The sequence below is a fragment of the Streptomyces sp. NPDC032745 genome, assembly GCF_055579465.1.
On sequence record NZ_JBVING010000004.1, the window covers coordinates 158,889 to 175,236 of the forward strand.

The 16,348-nt window shown below is 73.2% G+C and carries 13 protein-coding genes and 1 pseudogene; 4 read left to right on the plus strand and 10 right to left on the minus strand.

Going from position 1 to position 16,348, the window contains the following annotated elements:
- Positions 1-9: 9 nt before the first annotated feature.
- Positions 10-735 (plus strand): MBL fold metallo-hydrolase, encoded by a 726-nt coding sequence (locus ACZ5WG_RS12005; RefSeq protein WP_468722513.1) that lies wholly within the window; start codon positions 10-12, stop codon positions 733-735.
- A gap of 28 nt (positions 736-763) precedes the next feature.
- Entirely contained in the window at positions 764-1,564 is an 801-nt protein-coding gene (locus ACZ5WG_RS12010; protein WP_468722514.1) for a DUF3097 domain-containing protein, read from the plus strand.
- Positions 1,565-1,570: 6 nt separating this feature from the next.
- Here the strand turns inward: ACZ5WG_RS12010 and ACZ5WG_RS12015 are convergent, their stop codons facing one another.
- From ACZ5WG_RS12015 to lepA, 4 genes are all read right to left on the minus strand, one after another.
- Complete coding sequence (locus tag ACZ5WG_RS12015; RefSeq protein ID WP_468722515.1) at positions 1,571-2,125, minus strand: Uma2 family endonuclease; 555 nt, start codon at positions 2,123-2,125, stop codon at positions 1,571-1,573.
- Between the two features lie 100 nt (positions 2,126-2,225).
- Entirely contained in the window at positions 2,226-3,458 is a 1,233-nt protein-coding gene (hemW, locus tag ACZ5WG_RS12020) for a radical SAM family heme chaperone HemW (protein ID WP_468722517.1), read from the minus strand.
- A gap of 90 nt (positions 3,459-3,548) precedes the next feature.
- Positions 3,549-5,438: an AMP-dependent synthetase/ligase gene (locus ACZ5WG_RS12025; protein WP_468722518.1), complete on the minus strand. Its 1,890-nt coding sequence runs from the start codon at positions 5,436-5,438 to the stop codon at positions 3,549-3,551.
- Between the two features lie 248 nt (positions 5,439-5,686).
- Entirely contained in the window at positions 5,687-7,552 is a 1,866-nt protein-coding gene (gene lepA, locus ACZ5WG_RS12030) for a translation elongation factor 4 (protein ID WP_468722519.1), read from the minus strand.
- A gap of 211 nt (positions 7,553-7,763) precedes the next feature.
- Between lepA and rpsT the strand changes: the two genes are divergently transcribed.
- Positions 7,764-8,030: a 30S ribosomal protein S20 gene (gene rpsT / locus ACZ5WG_RS12035; RefSeq protein ID WP_030159297.1), complete on the plus strand. Its 267-nt coding sequence runs from the start codon at positions 7,764-7,766 to the stop codon at positions 8,028-8,030.
- Between the two features lie 640 nt (positions 8,031-8,670).
- On the opposite strand, the gene holA is transcribed toward rpsT, so the two are convergent.
- Complete coding sequence (holA, locus tag ACZ5WG_RS12040; RefSeq protein WP_266667139.1) at positions 8,671-9,663, minus strand: DNA polymerase III subunit delta; 993 nt, start codon at positions 9,661-9,663, stop codon at positions 8,671-8,673.
- Between the two features lie 76 nt (positions 9,664-9,739).
- Here holA and ACZ5WG_RS12045 point away from each other — a divergent pair, with 76 nt between their 5' ends.
- Positions 9,740-9,982, plus strand: a complete 243-nt coding sequence (locus ACZ5WG_RS12045) for a hypothetical protein (RefSeq protein ID WP_468722520.1) — start codon at positions 9,740-9,742, stop codon at positions 9,980-9,982.
- Between the two features lie 32 nt (positions 9,983-10,014).
- Here ACZ5WG_RS12045 and ACZ5WG_RS12050 read toward each other — a convergent pair whose 3' ends face one another.
- From ACZ5WG_RS12050 to ACZ5WG_RS12070, 5 genes and pseudogenes are all read right to left on the minus strand, one after another.
- Positions 10,015-10,896 carry a YceI family protein gene (locus ACZ5WG_RS12050; protein WP_468722522.1) on the minus strand — a complete coding sequence of 294 codons (882 nt, stop codon included), beginning with the start codon at positions 10,894-10,896 and terminating at the stop codon, positions 10,015-10,017.
- 136 nt (positions 10,897-11,032) lie between these two features.
- Positions 11,033-13,378: pseudogene (locus ACZ5WG_RS12055) on the minus strand (ComEC/Rec2 family competence protein); the annotation flags it as partial.
- A 23-nt stretch (positions 13,379-13,401) separates the two neighbouring features.
- Positions 13,402-14,394 carry a ComEA family DNA-binding protein gene (locus ACZ5WG_RS12060; protein ID WP_468722523.1) on the minus strand — a complete coding sequence of 331 codons (993 nt, stop codon included), beginning with the start codon at positions 14,392-14,394 and terminating at the stop codon, positions 13,402-13,404.
- Positions 14,395-14,492: 98 nt separating this feature from the next.
- Positions 14,493-15,338 (minus strand): DegV family protein, encoded by an 846-nt coding sequence (locus ACZ5WG_RS12065; RefSeq protein ID WP_468722524.1) that lies wholly within the window; start codon positions 15,336-15,338, stop codon positions 14,493-14,495.
- Between the two features lie 254 nt (positions 15,339-15,592).
- On the minus strand, positions 15,593-16,345 hold the full coding sequence (locus ACZ5WG_RS12070; protein WP_468722525.1) for a hypothetical protein: 753 nt from the start codon (positions 16,343-16,345) through the stop codon (positions 15,593-15,595).
- Between the last annotated feature and the right edge of the window lie 3 nt (positions 16,346-16,348).

A 16,348-nucleotide genomic window follows, 5' to 3' on the forward strand; every position in this document is an offset into this window, starting at 1 on the left:
CGTCGCGGCATGGACGTGCGTTGGGAAGAGGCGGGCTGGGAGCGGCTGACCGGGCGGACCGGACGGCGACGGCTCCCGGTGTGGGACTGCACCGTGGGACTGGTGGTGGGGGACGAGTCGGTGCTCCTGATCGACCCGGGTTCGTGCGTACGCGAAGGCACGCAGCTGCGGGCCGAGGCGGAGCGGCTGACCGGCCGGCGCGTGACGCATATCGCATTCACGCACGGTCATTTCGATCACGTACTGGGCGTGGCGGCGTTCGCCGGGGCCGAGGTGTACGGGGCGGTCGGGCTGGACGCGGAGCTGTCGACGGGCCGGGAGGAGCTGCGCGTCAGTGCGGTCCTGCAGGGTCTCGCGGAGGCCGAGGCCGCCGAGGCGGTGGACCTGCTGGTGGTGCCGGGGCATTCCGTGTCGGGCGAATGGACGCTGGAGCTGGGCGGGGTGCAGGTGCTGCTGGCCAACGTCGGGCCCGGGCACACCCGGTACGACCTGGCGGTGTTCGTTCCGGGCGAGCGCGAGACGGTGTTCTGCGGGGACCTCGTCGAGGAGTCGGGCGAGCCGCAGGCGGGCAGCGACGCGGTGCCGGCGCAGTGGCCGGCCGCGCTGGACCGGCTGCTGTCGCTGGGCGGGGACGACGCACTGTACGTGCCGGGTCACGGAGCGGTGGTCGATGCGGGCTTCGTGCGTGCGCAACGAGCCACACTGGCCGCCCGTTTCGGCGTGTCGGAGGCGTGATCGGCGCGCCTCTCCTAGTGTCGGCCGGATGCGTGAGTACTCCCCCGACCTGACCCCGCAGTGGAAGCGCCCCAAGGCCGTACCGGAGGTGGCGGCCGAGCCGGACCTGGTGGTCGAGGTGGCCGGTACGGACTTCTGCGGAGCGGTGGTGGCCTGCGAGGCGGGCACGGTGACCCTGGAGGACCGCTTCGGCAAGCGGCGGGTGTTCCCGCTGGAGCCGCGGGGGTTCCTGCTGGAGGGCGCCGTGGTGACCCTGACCCGCCCCGCAAGGGCCCCTTCGGCGCCCTTGCGCACGGCCTCGGGGTCCCTCGCCGTCCCGGGGGCGCGCGCCCGCGTGGCGCGCGCCGGGCGGATCTACGTCGAGGGCCGGCACGACGCGGAGCTGGTGGAGCGGGTCTGGGGCGACGACCTGCGGATCGAGGGCGTGGTGGTGGAGTACCTGGAGGGCATCGACGACCTCCCGGCGGTGGTCGCGGACTTCGCCCCGACGGCCGACGCCCGCCTCGGCGTCCTGGTGGACCACCTGGTCCCGGGCTCGAAGGAGTCCCGCATCGCGGCGTCGGTGACCTCGTCGGACGTCCTGATCGTCGGCCACCCGTACGTGGACGTCTGGCAGGCGGTGAAGCCGTCCGCGCTGGGCATCGCCGCCTGGCCGGTGATCCCGCCGGGCCAGGACTGGAAGACGGGCGTCTGCAGGGCGCTGGGCTGGCCGGAGAACACCGGGGCCGCCTGGCAGCACATCCTGTCCCGCGTGACGTCCTACAAGGACCTGGAGCCGGTCCTGCTGGGCCGCGTGGAGGAACTCATCGACTTCGTCACGGCGCCCTGACCCGAGCTACGGCAGGGTGCCGAACTCCGTGGTGTCGATCGTGACGCCGAGGACGTCGAGCGGCAGCGGCTCACCGAACTTGCTGGTCCGCTCGGTCCGGTAGTCGGCCTCTTCTCCAGCGCCGAAAGGTTCGGTGAGTACCACGCACTTGGCCTGGAAGGGATCGATGATCAGATACGTGGGGATGCCGCCCGCCGCGTAGATCGAGCGCTTCGTCACGTAGTCACGCAGCTTGCTGGTCTTGGAGACGACCTCGACCACCATCGCCAGGGTTTGGGCGGGCAGCAGACGACCCGACTCGGGCGCCGCGTCGGCCGGCAGGACCACGAGGTCCGGCTGCGGCTCGGACGACTCCGCCGGAATGTCCACGTCCTGCGTCTGGAGCGGATACCAGCGCCCCACGGGGATCTGCCGCTGAACGAACATGACGATCAGGTTGTGGACCAGGTCCGGCCCCGCCGTCATCACGATTTCCTCCCTGAGGAGCTCGACCTTGACCCCCTCGGGAGCCTCGAAGCTCTCGAAGTACTCGGTCATCCGGCGATCGTCCACAGCGGTCATCTCCGTGCCCTCCACTTCTGTCGCCGGGTATGCGACAGAAGGCTACGAACAGGCTAGGCCGCCCCTGCCCGTATCCGCATCGATTCACGCCTCCGAGTGGTCAGTCCACCAGGTCCCGGACCACCGCGTCGGCCAGCAGCCGCCCGCGCAGGGTCAGGACGGCGCGGCCCGCCTCGTACGGGGCGGCCTCCAGGAGGCCGTCGGACAGGGCGCGGCGGGAGGCCGCGAGGCCGGCCGGGGCCAGCAGGGACAGCGGGACGCCGTCCACCAGGCGGAGCTCCAGCAGGATCCGCTCCACCCGGCGGTCCTCCTCGGAGAGGAGCTCGCGGCCCGCGCCCGGGGAGCGGCCCTCCGCGAGGGCGGCGGCGTAGGCGCCCGGGTGCTTCACGTTCCACCAGCGGACCCCGCCCACGTGCGAGTGGGCTCCGGGGCCCGCGCCCCACCAGTCGGCGCCGCGCCAGTACAGCTCGTTGTGCAGGCAGCGGCCCGCCTCCGAGGTGGCCCAGTTCGAGACCTCGTACCAGGAGTACCCGGCCTCGGCCATCACCGAGTCCGCGATCAGGTACCGGTCCGCGTGCACGTCGTCGTCGGTCATCGGGACCTCGCCCCGCCGGATCCGCCGCGCCAGCTGGGTGCCCTCCTCGACGATCAGCGCGTAGGCGCTGATGTGGTCCGGCCCGGCGCCGAGCGCGGCGGCCAGGGAGGCCTGCCAGTCCTCATCGGACTCCCCCGGGGTGCCGTAGATCAGGTCGAGGTTCACGTGCTCGAAGCCCGCCGCCCGCGCCTCCGCGACGCACGCCTCCGGCCGGCCCGGCGTGTGCGTGCGGTCGAGCACCTTCAGGACGTGCTGCTTCGCGCTCTGCATGCCGAAGGAGATCCGGTTGAAGCCCCCGGCCCGCAGCTCCGCCAGGTACTCCGGGTTCACCGACTCCGGATTGGCCTCCGTGGTGATCTCGGCGTCCTCGGCCAGCCCGAATTCGTCCCGGATCGCCGCGAGCATCCGTACGAGGTCCGCGGCCGGCAGCAGCGTCGGCGTACCGCCGCCCACGAACACCGTGCGGACGGCCCGCGGGTCGTCGCCGAGCACCTTGCGGGCGAGGCGGACCTCGTCGATCAGGGTGTCGGCGTAGTTCTCCCGGGAGGCGAGCACGCCGCCGGTGCCGCGCAGCTCGGTCGCGGTGTAGGTGTTGAAGTCGCAGTACCCGCACCGCGTGGCGCAGTACGGGACGTGCAGGTAGAACCCGAGCGGCCGGTCCCCGCCGCCCGCCAGGGCATGCGACGGCAGCGAGCCGTCTTCGGGCATGGGTTCACCGTCGGGCAGTGCGGAAGGCATGCACCCATTGTCCCGCACCCCGGCCGGGGGCCCGGCCGCTCGCCGCCGCCCCTGGGCCCCTCGTACCTCCCGCTGCCGCCCGCTGCCGCGCTACGCCTCGCGCGAGCCCTCGTACATCTCGTCGATCAGGTGCTTGAACTCACGCTCGACGGCCGGCCGCTTCAGCTTCAGGCTGGGCGTGAGGTCGCCGTGCTCCACGTCGAGGTCGCGGGGCAGGATCCGGAACTTCTTGACCGTCTGCCAGCGCTGCAGGCCCTCGTTCAGGGTCTGGACGTACGTCTCGATCAGCCGGTTCGTCTCCGCCGCGGCCAGGACCTCGGCGTACGTCTTGCCCTCGAGCCCGTTCTCGGCGGCCCAGCCCATGATCGACGGCTCGTCGAGCGCGACCAGGGCGGCGCAGAAGTTCCGGTCGGCGCCGTGCACCACGATGCTCGACACGTACGGGCAGATCGCCTTGAACCGGCCCTCGATCTCGGCCGGGGCGACGTACTTGCCGTTCGAGGTCTTGATCAGGTCCTTCTTGCGGTCCGTGATGCGCAGGTAGCCGTCGGGCGAGAGCTCGCCGATGTCTCCCGTGTGCAGCCAGCCGTCCTCCTCCAGCACCTCCGCGGTCTTCTCCGGCTGCAGGTGGTAGCCCTGCATGATGCCGGGGCCGCGCAGCAGGATCTCGCCGTCGTCGGCGATGCGGACCTCGGTGCCGGGGAGCGGCTTGCCGACGGTTCCGGTGCGGTAGGCCTCGCCGGGGTTGACGAAGGAGGCGGCGCTGGACTCGGTGAGGCCGTAGCCCTCGAGGATGTGGATGCCGGCGCCGGCGAAGAAGTAGCCGATCTCGGGGGCCAGGGCGGAGGCGCCGGAGACGGCGGCGCGCAGCCGGCCGCCGAAGGCGTCGCGGAGCTTGGAGTAGACGAGCGCGTCGGCGACCTTGTGCTTGGTGGCGAGGCCGAAGGGGGCCGTGGCGCTGCCGGTGCGCCGGTAGTTGTCCTGGGTGACCTTGGCGTACTCGCGGGCCACGCCGACCGACCACTGGAAGATCTTGTACTTGGCGCCGCCGCCGGCCCGGGCCTTGGCCGCGACCCCGTTGTAGACCTTCTCGAAGATGCGCGGGACGGCCGCCATGTAGGTGGGCTGGACGACCGGCAGGTTCTCGATGATCTTGTCGATCCGGCCGTCGACGGCGGTGACGTGGCCGACCTCGATCTGGCCGGAGGTCAGGACCTTGCCGAAGACGTGCGCGAGCGGCAGCCACAGGTACTGGACGTCGTCGCTGGAGATCATGCCGGTGGCGACGGTGGCCTTGGCCATGTACGACCAGTTGTCGTGCGGGAGCCGCACGCCCTTGGGGCGCCCGGTGGTGCCGGAGGTGTAGATCAGCGTGGCGAGCTGGTCGGCGGTGATGGCCGCGATCCGCTCCTTGATCGCCTCGGGGTGCTTGGCGAGGTACTCCTTGCCGCGCGCCTCCAGGTCGGCGAGGGAGAGCACCCAGCCCTCCGGGTCGCCCTCGGCGGGTACCGCGTCGGCGGACTCCAGGACCACCACGTGGGCGAGCTCGGGCAGGTCGGCGCGGCGCTCGCGGGCCTTGGCCAGCTGGGCCCCGTCCTCGGCGATCAGCACGCGGCTGGCCGAGTCGGCGAGGATGAACGCCGACTCCTCGGCGTTGGTGCTCGGGTAGATCGTGGTCACGGCGCCGCCGGCGCACATGACGCCCAGGTCGGAGAGGATCCACTCGACGCGGGTGTTGGAGGCGAGCGCGACCCGCTCCTCGGGCTGCAGGCCGAGGTCCAGCAGGCCCGCGGCGATACCGAAGACCCGCTCGGCCGCCTGGCCCCAGCTCAGCGACTTCCAGTCGTCGGGGCCTGTGCCGCCGGCCGCGGGCACCGGGAACCGGTAGGCCTCGGCGTTCGGCGTGGCGGCGACACGCTCAAGGAAGAGTGCCGCCACGGTGGGCGGGCGGTTCTCGATCAAGGTCTGTGTGTCGCTCACGGACGTCCTCCGGACCACGCGGCAGGGCCTGTCATCCAAGGCGGTGGACGACGGCTTCCAACAGGGCTTGCAACCAGGGCTTGTAACTGGCGAGTAACCAACGGGCAGTGATCAGACTAGGGGCCCTCCGCCTGGCGCGTAAGGGCCCTTGAGACGCCGATTCATAACGAAACAGGCCCCCGCGCTGCTGCACGGGGGCCCGTTCCGTATACGGATCAAGGCGGTTCGAGGCCGCACACGGCCAAGGGCTACTTCTTCTTGCCGCCGGACTCGTCGCTGGAGAGGACGGCGATGAAGGCCTCCTGGGGCACCTCCACCGAGCCGACCATCTTCATGCGCTTCTTGCCTTCCTTCTGCTTCTCCAGCAGCTTCCGCTTACGGGAGATGTCACCGCCGTAGCACTTGGCGAGGACGTCCTTGCGGATGGCGCGGATGGTCTCGCGGGCGATGACGCGCGAGCCGACGGCCGCCTGGATCGGCACCTCGAAGGCCTGCCGCGGGATGAGCTCGCGCAGCTTGGCGACGAGCCGCACGCCGTAGGCGTACGCGGCGTCCTTGTGGGTGACGGCGGAGAAGGCGTCGACCTTGTCGCCGTGCAGCAGGATGTCGACCTTGACCAGGCTGCCGGACTGCTCGCCGGTGGGCTCGTAGTCGAGGGAGGCGTAACCGCGCGTCTTGGACTTCAGCTGGTCGAAGAAGTCGAAGACGATCTCCGCGAGGGGCAGGGTGTAGCGGATCTCGACCCGGTCCTCGGAGAGGTAGTCCATGCCGAGGAGCGTGCCGCGGCGGGTCTGGCAGAGCTCCATGATCGCGCCGATGAACTCGGTGGGCGCGAGCACGGTGGCCCGGACGACCGGCTCGAACACGTCCGAGATCTTGCCCTCGGGGAACTCGCTCGGGTTGGTGACCTGGACTTCCTTGCCGTCCTCCAGGACGACGCGGTAGACCACGTTCGGCGCGGTGGCGATCAGGTCGAGGCCGAACTCGCGCTCGAGGCGCTCGCGGACCACGTCCAGGTGCAGCAGACCGAGGAAGCCGACGCGGAAGCCGAAGCCCAGCGCCGCCGAGGTCTCCGGCTCGTAGACGAGCGCGGCGTCGTTGAGCTGCAGCTTGTCCAGGGCCTCGCGCAGGTCCGGGTACTCGGAGCCGTCGAGCGGGTAGAGGCCCGAGAAGACCATCGGCTTCGGGTCCTTGTAGCCGCCGAGGGCCTCGGTCGCGCCGTTGTGCAGGCTGGTGATCGTGTCACCGACCTTGGACTGACGCACGTCCTTCACGCCGGTGATGATGTAGCCCACCTCGCCGACGCCGATGCCGTCGGCCGGGGTCATCTCCGGGGAGGAGACACCGATCTCCAGCAGCTCGTGGGTGGCGCCGGTGGACATCATCCGGATGCGCTCGCGCTTGTTGAGCTGGCCGTCGACCACACGGACGTACGTCACGACGCCGCGGTACGAGTCGTAGACCGAGTCGAAGATCATCGCGCGGGCGGGGGCGTCCTTGACGCCGACCGGGGCCGGGACGGTGGCGACGACCTTGTCGAGCAGGGCGTCGACGCCGAGGCCGGTCTTCGCGGAGACCCGCAGGACGTCCTCGGGCTGGCAGCCGACCAGGTTCGCGAGCTCCTCGGCGAACTTCTCCGGCTGGGCGGCCGGCAGGTCGATCTTGTTCAGGACGGGGACGATCGCGAGGTCGTTCTCCATCGCCAGGTACAGGTTGGCGAGGGTCTGGGCCTCGATGCCCTGGGCGGCGTCCACCAGGAGGACCGTGCCCTCACAGGCGGCGAGGGAGCGCGAGACCTCGTACGTGAAGTCGACGTGCCCGGGGGTGTCGATCATGTTGAGGATGTGCGTCTGGCCCTGACCCTCACCCACGGTGGGCGCCCAGGGCAGTCGGACCGCCTGGGACTTGATCGTGATGCCGCGCTCACGCTCGATGTCCATGCGGTCGAGGTACTGGGCGCGCATCTGCCGCTGGTCGACGACGCCGGTGAGCTGGAGCATCCGGTCGGCGAGCGTCGACTTGCCGTGGTCGATGTGCGCGATGATGCAGAAATTGCGGATCAGCGCCGGGTCGGTACGGCTCGGCTCGGGCACGTGGCTGGGGATCGCGGGCACGCAGTGTCCTGATTCTCGGGTCGCAGTCGGAAGCGTTTCCGGCTCTCGTCGGATCTGTACGCAGGTTCCCATGGTCCCATGGACGGGGCGATGCGCTCGGTTTGGGCCGGTCGGAGCGTGCCTGGTAGCCTGGGCAGCTGTGTCTCGTATGCCCTCTCAGCTGTCGGGACACAATCCGAAGATCAAACTCTGAACCTGAAAAGGCTCTTTCGTGGCGAACATCAAGTCCCAGATCAAGCGGAACAAGACGAACGAGAAGGCGCGCCTGCGCAACAAGGCCGTCAAGTCTTCGCTCAAGACCGCGATCCGCAAGGCCCGCGAGGCCGTGGCCGCGGGTGACGTCGAGAAGGCCACCGTGGCTTCTCGCGCCGCCGCGCGTGCGCTCGACAAGGCTGTCTCGAAGGGTGTCATCCACAAGAACGCCGCCGCCAACAAGAAGTCGGCGCTGGCCACCAAGGTTGCCACCCTCCAGGGCTGAGCTCTGATGTGATCGCCGGAAAGGATCCAGCGGGCCCTCTCTCCCGCTCCTGACCGGCCCCCCGCGCCGCACACGAAGCGTTCGCCACGCGGGTGCGGTGCAACAAGAAGTAACCGAAGGCCCCGGCGCCACCCTTCCCCAGGGCGGCGCCGGGGCCTTCGCTTTCCCCTCAGAGCCCCACCGACCCACCCACCCCCGCCGACCCTCGAGGCACCCCCCTCAGCCCGTCGGCGCTCGAGGCACCCCCCCAGCCCCGCCGGCGCTCGAGGCACCCCCTCAGCCCCGCCGACCCTCGAGGCACCCCCTCAGCCCGTCGGCGCTCGAGGCACCCCCTCAGCCCGTCAGCCCCGCCGGCGTTTGAGGCGCGGGGGTTCGGGGGCGGCGCCCCCGACAGCGGCGCGGCAGCCGAACGGGGTCCGGGGCGGAGCCCCGGGGAACGGGCGAAGGGCGGGGAGGGGCAAGCCCGCGCAGCGACACCCAGCTCCGAATGCGAGTGCGAGTGCGAGTGCGGCTCCGGCTCCGGCTCCGGCTCCGGCTCCGGACCGCAACGGCCTGTCGGGGTCACGGGGGGGCACACGTGCCGAGGCCCCCGACCGGCAGGGCCGGAAGCCGGAGAACCCGAAAGCCAGCCGGCCGGAGGCTAGCGGCGCTGGGGCCGAGCCGCCCTGGCCACCGCCACGACGGCCTTCTCGAGCGCGTACCCGGGATCATCGCCCCCGCCCTTGACCCCGGCATCGGCCGCAGCCACGGCCCGCAGCGCCTCCGAGACCCCGTCCGCCGACCAGCCCCGCATCTGCTGACGCACCCGGTCGATCTTCCACGGCGGCATGCCCAGGTCCCGCGCCAGGTCCCCCGGCCGGGCCCCCCGCGGTGCGGAGGCGAGCTTGCCGATCGCCCGGACCGCCTGCGCCAGCGCACTGGTGATCAGGACGGGCGCCACCCCGGTGGACAGCGACCACCGCAGGGCTTCGAGGGCCTCCGCCGCCCGCCCCTCGACCGCCCGGTCGGCGACCGTGAAGCTGGAGGCCTCGGCCCGGCCGGTGTAGTAGCGGCCGACCACGGCCTCGTCGATCGTGCCCTCGACGTCCGCGCACAGCTGCGCGGCCGCACTCGCCAGCTCCCGCAGATCACTCCCGATCGCGTCGACCAGCGTCTGGCACGCCTCCGGGGTCGCCGAGCGGCCCAGCGTGCGGAACTCGCCCCGCACGAACGCCAGCCGGTCCGCCGCCTTCGTCATCTTCGGGCAGGCGATCTCCCGGGCCCCGGCCTTGCGGGCCGCGTCCAGCAGCCCCTTGCCCTTGACTCCGCCCGCGTGGAGGAGCACGAGGATGATCTCCTCGAACGGCGAAGCGAGGTACGCCTTGACCTCCTTGACCGTGTCCGCGGACAGGTCCTGCGCATTGCGTACGACCAGCACCTTGCGCTCGGAGAAGAGCGACGGGCTGGTCAGCTCGGCGAGCGTGCCGGGCTGGAGCTGCTCGGGAGCGAGGTCCCGCACGTCCGTGTCGGCGTCGGCGGCCCGGGCGGCCGCCACCACCTCCCGTACGACGCGGTCGAGCAGCAGGTCCTCCTGCCCCACCGCGAGGGTGAGCGGGGCGAGCGGATCGTCGGTGGGGTTCTTCCTGGTGGCCATCGCGTCCAGCATCCCATGCCGCACTGACAGCCCCCCGCACCGCGGGCCCCCTCGCCCCGTACCCGAGAATGGCCGCGTGAACGTGCGACATGTACTGGTGCTGCCCGACCGCGACGCCGCCGAGGAGGTGGCCCGGGAGGCCGTCGACCGCTTCGGCCTCCCCGAGGAGCCGCAGCTGGTCCGCGACGCGCTGGCCGGCGAGGACGACGCCGAGGACGCCCAGTGGCTGGTGGTCGTCGAGGACCCGCGGGAACGGCTCGACGCCACGGTGCTGGACGGCCTCGCCGCCGAGTACGAGGGCTGGTTGGAAACCCCGTAACACTCCGTCGGCCCGCGCTCGGGGATGCCCGGCTAGGCCTTGTGCACGATCTGGATGTCCAGCGCCACTTCCACGCTCGAGCCGATCGCGGCTATCCCGTGGGCCAGCACGGACTGCCAGTTCAGGGTGAAGTCCTCGCGGTGCAGCTCGGTGGTGGCCCGGCAGGCCGCGCGCGGTTCGCCCTCCAGCCCGGTGCCGAGGCCCAGGTACTCGGTGTCCAGGGTCACCGAGCGGCTGACCCCGTGCAGGGTCAGGGCGCCTGCCACGGTCCAGCGGCTGCCGCTGCGGTGGATGAACCGCTCGCTGTAGAACTCGACCGTCGAATGCCGTGCCGCGTCCAGGAAGTCGCCGGACCGCAGGTGGTCGTCCCGCAACCGCAGACCGGTGTCGATGCTCGCCGCGTCGATGATCACGTGCATGGAGGAGTCCTCCATGCGGTCGGCTATCCGTACGGCCCCGGCGAACGTGTTGAACCGGCCTCGGATCCGGGCGAAGCCGATGTGCTGGGCCGTGAAGGCGATGGACGAATGCGCCGGGTCGAGTTCCCAGTGGCCGGGCGCCGGCAGCAGCGGCGGCTCCACGGCGTCGAGGACGATCTCCGCGGTGCCGGGCTGCGCCGGGTCCCCCACCAGCGTCGCCCCGTGGAAGGCGGCGTAGCCCTCGGCGGTGACGGAGAGCCGGTACTCGCCTTCCGGAACGGCTGCGGTGAACCCGCCGTACGGGTCGGTCTCGCCGCTGACGATGCGCCGGCCGATCGGGTCGGTGACCTCGAACCTGGCCTGTCTGACCGGCTGGTGGACGGTGTCGAGGACACGACAGCTGAGCAGCCGCGCCGTATGAGGCAGCGTCAGTGTCGCGGATGTGTGGGGACTGGCGCTTCCGGCCGTCTCCATCCCCCTTCGGCGACCGAACATGGTTGATGCACCCCCGTGCTGTGTGGACTTGTACCGCTCTGGCGAAGACGCATTCGATCATGCTGTCGGGTTGTGGGCAAACAGAAAGACGGTGTCCGGTATGCCCGTGTCGGCGCCGCCTCCGGCGGGAGGGGAAGGCCTGTACCCGCGGGCCGCTCCCGGCGACGGCGATCGAGCCGTCGGTGTCGGTGCGCAGTACGGTCGCGCCCAGGGTCCTCAGGTGCGCGAGCGTACCCGGCGCCGGGTGCCCGTAGCGGTTGCCCGCGCCGACCGGGACGATCGCCAGCCGGGGCCGGACCCTCGCCTGCAGACCGGGGTCCTGGTGTGCGGAACCGTGGTGGGCGACCTTGAGTACGTCGACCGGCCCCAGTTCCGGATGGGCCGTCACAAGCGCCTGCTGCGAGGGCGGTTCGAGATCGCCGAGCAGGAGCAGGGTCAGGCCTGCGCCGCGGACCAGCAGGGCGACGCTGGCGTCGTTGGGCCCCTCCGGCCGCGGGCCGTCGGGCAAGGGCCACAGCACTTGCCACTCCAGGGGTCCGGCCCGGCGCCGCTCCCCTGCCGCGGCCGCCACGACGGGTACGTGGGCGGCCGCCGCGGTCCGCCGGACGAACTCGGCCTGGCCGGTCGGCTCTTCCAGCGTGGTGGTCTGAATCACACCCACGGCCCGCCCGCGCAGTACCCCGGACAGGCCGCCGACGTGGTCGGCGTGAAAGTGCGTCAGCAGGAGCAGCGGCACCCGGCGCACCCCCAGGGCGCGCAGGCATGCGTCCACCGGGCCCGGTTCGGGGCCGGCGTCCACCACCACGGCCGTGCCCGGCCCGGCGGCGAGTACGGCGGCGTCGCCCTGGCCCACCGCGCACTGGACGTAGCTCCAGTCGGGCGGCGGCCAGCGGGTGAGCGTACGGGTGAGCTGCGGCGGCCGCAGCACGGCCATGAGCAGGACCACGGCCAGGGCGGAGCACACCCACGGCCGGCGCCGGATCCGTGCGCCGACCGCCACGACGGCCAGGGTGGCGGCGGCCAGCAGCAGCCCCCCGGTGAGCCCGCCCGGCCAGGCCAGCTCCGCGCCCGGCAGCCCCGCCCCGGCCCGCGCCACGGCGGCGATCCACCCGGCCGGCACCCCCGCGCAGCGGGCGAGCAGCTCGGCGACGGGCAGGGACAGCGGCGCCGCCGCGAGCGCCGCGAAGCCGAGGACGGTCGCCGGACCCGCCGCGAGCTCGGCGAGCAGATTGCAGGGCACCGCCACCAGGCTCACCCGGGCCGAGAGCACGGCGACCACCGGAGCACAGACCGCCTGCGCGGCCGCGGCGGCACCCAGCGCCTCGGCGAACCGGGGCCGCATCCCGCGCCGCTGCAGGGCTTCGCTCCAGCGCGGGCCGAGCGTGAGCAGGGAGCCGGTGGCCAGGACCGAGAGCAGGAAGCCGGGGCTGCGGGCCAGCCACGGGTCGTGAAGCACCAGCAGCAGGGCGGCGGCCGCCAGGGCGGGGATCAGGGATCTGCGCCGCCCGGTGGCGATGGCCAGCAGGGTGATCGCCCCGCAGGCAGCGGCCCGCAGCACGCTCGGCTCCGGCCGGCACACCACCACGAACGCCAGTGTCAGCGCCGTCCCGCACAGGGCCGTTGCCCGCAGGGACAGCCCGAGGCGGGGGGCGAGCCCGCCCCGCTCGGCGCGCTGCGCGGAGGCGGGCGGGCCGATGAGCAGGAACAGCACCACGGTCAGGTTCGACCCGGACACGGCCAGGAGGTGCAGCAGGTCGGTGGACCGGAACGCCGCCTCCAGGTCGGGCGGCACCCTGGAGGTGTCCCCGACCACCAGCCCCGGCAGCAGGGCCCGGGCGTCCGGTGCGAGCCCGTCGGTGGCCTCGCGCAGGCCGGCCCGCAGCCGCCCGGCGAGCCGCTGGAGGGTGTCGGGGCCGCCGGTCACCCGGGGCGGGGTGTCCCCGGCAGGCCGCAGCAGCGCCACGGCCCGCTCCCCGCCCCGGCCAGGGGCCAGCCTGGCGACGACCTCCACCCGGGTGGAGGGCTGCAGCCGGGCCCACTGCGGATGCCCTGCCAGCACCCGTACGGGGGTCTCGACGCGGGTCTGCTTCCCGTCGGGTCCGGTCACCCGGGTCGCCACCGCATCCAGGACGACCACGGGCGGGCCGCTCCCGCTGCGCGCGGTCCGCGGGTCGGAGCCGACGGTGAGCTCGGCGAGGACCCGGGCGTGCTCCCCGGCCAGCCCCACGACCGGCCCGGCCCGCGCCTCGGCCCGCTGGAGGCCCGCCACCCCGGCACCGGCGGCCGCGCAGAGCAGGACCGCGGCCGCGGCCGTGGCGACCCGCCACAGCGACTCCGGACGCCGGCACCCGGCCAGGAGCAGCAGCCCCGCGCCGAGGACTGCGAGCCCGGCCCCGGCGGCGGCCCAGCCTGGCGGCGCGTCGAGGGCGAGGGCGGCCGCCGCCCAGGCGGCCAGCGCCGGTACCGCAAGGCGCAGATCCAGCGGGCCCGCGCTCTCGGGCCGGTTCACGGCCGGACCAGCTTGCGCAGGTCGGCGAACCGCCGCTCGCCGATGCCGTCGACCTGCCGGAGCTCCTCCACCGAGCGGAAACCGCCGCGGGCGGTCCGGAACTCCACGATGTGCTGCGCCAGGACCGGGCCGACCCCGGGCAGGCCGTCCAGCTGCTCCACCGTGGCCGTACCGAGGCTCAGCGGGCCGGCGGCGGAGCCGGGGCCGGCACCGGAACCCGGCCCGCCCGGAGCAGGCTGCGCCGGGACGCCCACCACCACCTGCTCGCCGTCGAGCAGGACCCGGGCCCGGTTGAGCCCGGTGGTGTCCGTACCGGGCCGCACTCCCCCGGCGGCGGACAGCGCATCCTCGACCCGCGAGCCGGCGGGCAGCCGCCGCACACCGGGGTCGCGGACCTTGCCGCTGACGTCCACCACGATCCGGGTACCGCCCCCGTCGGCGACGGGAGGTCCGGGGCTCGGCGACGGCGCCGGTGCCGTCGCCGGTGTGACCACCGCGGGCGCGGTCACCGGCTCCGGCCGGGCCGTCCAGTACTGCTGCGCACCGAAGGCGACTGCGGCGACGAGCACCACCGTCACGGCGGCCACCGTGCGCGGCTCCACCCCGCACCGGGCCTGCAGCCACATCGGCAGCCGCTCCCGCACGGCGAGCCGGAGCGCGGCTGCGCCGGACAGCGGGGTCTCCTCGGGCGGCGGATCGGCCACGGACCTGATCCCGGACCCCGTACTCGACACCGCCTCCGGAGGCGGCGCCTCCCGTAGCCGCGCCTCCCGTGGCGGCACATCCCGTAGCGGTGCCTCCGGCGGCCTGGCCTGCGGCGGGCCGCTGCCGCCGAGCAGGGCTTCGGCCCGGCGGCGCACCGCCGCCGGCTCGGGGTGGTGCGGGCGGGCGCGGCCCCGGCGGTGGCGCAACCGCCCGTCGGAGAGACGGGAACGGCCGGGTCCGCTGGTGGCTCCGGAAGCATGCGGGGTACGTGTGCGAAGAGTCATGTCACGACGGTAGGGACGAATCCCGGCCGCGGTCCGGATTTATCAATTCCGGTGGATATCCCGGTCGTTGTGGATAACCGGGTCACCCGTTCCGGTGATCAGCGGGGCGAGACGACCGCCGCCAGCAGCCCCGGCCCCGTGTGCGCGCCGATCACCGCACCGACCTCGCTGACGTGCAGCTCGACCAGGCCGGGGATGCGCTCACGGAGCCGCTGCGCGAGCTTCTCGGCCCGCTCGGGCGCCGCGAGGTGGTGCACGGCCACGTCGACGCTGCCCGCCCCGGCCCGCTCTACGGCCAGCTCTTCCAGGCGGGCGATGGCCTTGGAGGCCGTACGGACCTTCTCCAGCATCTCGATCCGCCCGCCCTCCAGCGTGAGCAGCGGCTTGACGGCGAGGGCTGAGCCCAGGAGGGCCTGGGCGGCCCCGATGCGGCCGCCGCGGCGCAGGTAGTCGAGGGTGTCCACGTAGAAGTACGCCGACATGTCCGCGGCCCGCTTCTCGGCGGCGGCCACGGCCTCGTCCACGGAACCGCCCGCTTCGGCCGCCTCTGCGGCGGCGAGGGCGCAGAACCCGAGGGCCATCGCCACCATGCCGGTGTCGACGACGCGGACGGGGACCGGGGCGGTCTTGGCGGCGACCACGGCGGCGTCGTAGGTGCCGGAGAACTCGGCGGACAGGTGCAGGCTGACGATGCCGGTCGCACCGGCCTCTGCGGCCGCCCGGTAGGCCCGTACGAACTCCTCCGGGCTGGGGCGGGAGGTGGTGACCGGCCGACGCTTCTGCAGGGCCAGCGCGAGGCTGCGGGCCGAGATCTCGGTGCCCTCCTCGAGGGCCTCGTCGCCGAGCACCACGGTCAGCGGAACGGAGGTGATTCCGTGCCGCGACATGGCCGGTTGGGGCAGGTAGGCCGTGGAATCGGTGACGATCGCGACATGGCGGGACATGAGCCGGAGGTTACCGCCAGTGGGGGTGGGACGGCAGCCCAGCCCCTGGCCGGAGGGGACGCAGTGGCTGCTGCGCCGCCGCCCCGGCTGCCTCGGGGTGTGCACCACCGCACATCCATCCGACCGCAGCTCCGGCGCCCGCCCGGCCGGCGCGGCGGTTCCACGCGGGCGCCCGCCGGGCCTGCCGGGCGCGTCCGGAAGCGACCGCCGCCGCGGCCACCGGCTCCGCCGCTCGCCCGCTCAGTGCCGGTGGCTCAGGTCGTCGTCTCCGGCCGCGGGGTCTTCTGCCACGGGTGTCGGGTCGGCGGGGCCGACGGGTTCAGGGCCGCCGGCTGCGGGTCCTGGGTGTGCCCGGGCCGCCCTGCCGGGGGCTCCGGGGCTCGCCCCGCGGACCCCGTCGGCGCCTGCTGGGCGTCCCACGCCGCTGCCGCCGCCGCGAGGTCGTCCACCGATTCGCGGGACCAGTCCCGCAGCGCCCCCGATTCGACCTCGATCTGCTCCGACAGCGCAGACAGGTCGTCCTCCGCGAAGCGCCGGGCCCGGTCGCGGGCCGCCCACCGCAGCGAGTCCGCGGCCTGCGTGATCTTGGCCGTCCGCTCCTTCAGCTCCGGCAGCATCCCGCCGATCCGCCCCCGGTCCGGCTCCTGCTCCAGCCGCTTCAGCTCGTCGTCCAGCTCGTGCCCGTGCGCGCTCAGCCGCTCGAACAGCCCGATCGACTCCTTCAGCGAGGCATCCGCCTGAACCCCCTGGTACAGCGCCTGCTGCGTGGCCCGCATCGACGTCCGCAGGTCCAGCCGCAGCTGCGCCAGCGCCCCCGCCACGCCCACCTGCCCGAAGCTCTTCGCCTTCAGCGCGGTGTCCTCCACGGTCCGGCGGGCCTGCGTGAGCGTGCGGTCCACGCCGCGCTTGGCCGCGCCGACAACCTTCACCGTGGCCCAGGCACCCAGCCCCAGGAAGGCGAACAGCACCAACAGGGCAAAGATGATGATCAACGCGCCCGCCTCCATGAG